The sequence below is a fragment of the Planktothrix sp. FACHB-1355 genome (assembly GCF_014748295.1).
GTDB lineage: Bacteria > Cyanobacteriota > Cyanobacteriia > Cyanobacteriales > Aerosakkonemataceae > Aerosakkonema > Aerosakkonema funiforme_A.
Map to the genome: position 1 here is coordinate 1 of NZ_JACJUP010001291.1, position 1,854 is coordinate 1,854.

Sequence of the window (1,854 nt, forward strand, 5' to 3'; positions counted from 1 at the left end):
ATTAATATCATCGGTCATAGCATGGGTGGCTTTGTAGTTCTGAACGCAATCAGCCTCTTACGCTATCATTTCCGCTACGATGAAGAAAAACCCAACAAGTTTGGCGAACATTTCCAATTAGATAAGTTAATTTTGGCTTCCCCGGATGTGCCGCTGGAATTGCTGCGTCAAGGACGAAATAATTATCTTCGCACTGCGTTTAATTGCAGCGCTCAAATTTATTTAATGTCGAGCGATCGCGATATCGTGTTGCGTTACCTTTCCACAGTTGGCAATTGGTTTAGCGAACCGAGTATTCCCATGTCTGGTTTGCGGTTGGGAAATGTTTATTTACCCAAACAGGGAGAAAATAAACCGGAACCTTGTATCCGTATCCTATTCAATTCCCAGAAACTTAAACAACCTAAAGCCGATTTGGAATTATTTAACAAATTGAATTACTTAGATTGTTCGGAAATGAAAGTGGCAGGTAATCGAGGCGGCGTTAATTTCGTGAAGTTGCCTCTCAATAGTTATAACGGACTGGCGATCGATCTTGGCAATATTATTTTCGGCAAGCTGGCTGGCGTTGACTTGCACGGTGGCTACTTCCAAAAGCACACGCCATCTTTTGCAATTCTGAATTTATTGCTGGCAACCGATTTGAATAAAAAGGAAATCGAGGCAGAAATTGAGAAAATAATTGAAAATTCCTCGATTCGCTTTTTAGCAAGTCAAGATTAAATTCAAAATCGACCTTTTTCTCTTTCCTCTTCTGCCATATATCTTATTTCCCCAAGCGCTGACGCAAAATAAATTCGGCGATCGCTAAATCTACCGGTGTTGTCACCTTCAGATTCGTCTCCTCGCCTTCCACAATTAACACCGGTAAACCGCACTTTTCAAACAAAGCGGCGTCATCTGTGACTTCCCATCCCAGTTGACGCCCTTTTTCATGGCATTCCTTCAACAACTGCACATCAAATCCTTGCGGCGTTTGGGCTGCCCACAAGTTGCGGCGATCGGGCGTATCTTCGATCAACTTAGCTTCATCGACAATTTTGATCGTATCCTTCACCGGCACCCCCGCAATCAAACCTTGATGCTGTAAAAGCGCCGACGCACATCGATCGAGCAAATCAGGTGTCGCCAAACACCTCGCGCCGTCGTGAATCAATACTCGATCGGCATCTGGCGGTAGCGCCTGCAAACCGTTGTAAACTGACTCCTGGCGCGTTGCACCCCCCTGAATGAACTGTATTGGCTTACTTAGAGACAGTTCTGCCACAATAGCTTTCAAATCTGGCAGATCCTCTGGTTGACACACGATACCAATCCAGTCGATACTAGATGATTCGACTGCCAAAAGCGTCCAAGCAATTAAAGGTTTGCCTAAAAGAGTCAAGAGAAGTTTATTGCGATCGCTTCCCATGCGACGCCCCATGCCAGCTGCCGGAATCAATAAATGCACACCACCCTCACTTTATTCCAAAAATTGTTGCCATTTTTGGCTTTTTTATAATAGACTAATTATAATGCAGCTAGTTTAGTAATTATCCTAAAATTTTAAATACTTTAAACTACAAAAAATGCTATGAAGAAACGCGATATACTCCTCAGTATTGTGGCTAGCCTTACTAAAAAATCCGCCAAAGATGAGGAAGAATTATTAGCAAATAGCGATACTAAAAATACATATCCAAAAGTTCTACCTCCATTTGGGGGTGAAATGGGATTTGAAATTCGTTCGTTTTTGGGACGAGTAGAGCCTTGGTTACCGAAAACCGTGCGTGAAAGCCCCTGGCTTTAGACATGGGGATGAAACGCACCTGGCGATTTTAATCGCCGTCAAGTCCCTGGTTTCCACTTCTGATT

At 43.3% G+C, this 1,854-nt stretch carries 3 protein-coding genes; 2 read left to right on the plus strand and 1 reads right to left on the minus strand.

Going from position 1 to position 1,854, the window contains the following annotated elements; all coding sequences use genetic code 11:
• The coding region (locus H6S82_RS31685; RefSeq protein WP_191057381.1) for an alpha/beta hydrolase at positions 1-723 on the plus strand (723 nt) is incomplete at its 5' end.
• A 43-nt stretch (positions 724-766) separates the two neighbouring features.
• On the opposite strand, the gene ispD is transcribed toward H6S82_RS31685, so the two are convergent.
• Positions 767-1,450 (minus strand): 2-C-methyl-D-erythritol 4-phosphate cytidylyltransferase, encoded by a 684-nt coding sequence (gene ispD / locus H6S82_RS31690; RefSeq protein WP_190471652.1) that lies wholly within the window; start codon positions 1,448-1,450, stop codon positions 767-769.
• Between the two features lie 123 nt (positions 1,451-1,573).
• Between ispD and H6S82_RS31695 the strand changes: the two genes are divergently transcribed.
• Entirely contained in the window at positions 1,574-1,789 is a 216-nt protein-coding gene (locus H6S82_RS31695; RefSeq protein ID WP_190471656.1) for a hypothetical protein, read from the plus strand.
• The last annotated feature ends 65 nt before the right edge of the window (positions 1,790-1,854 follow it).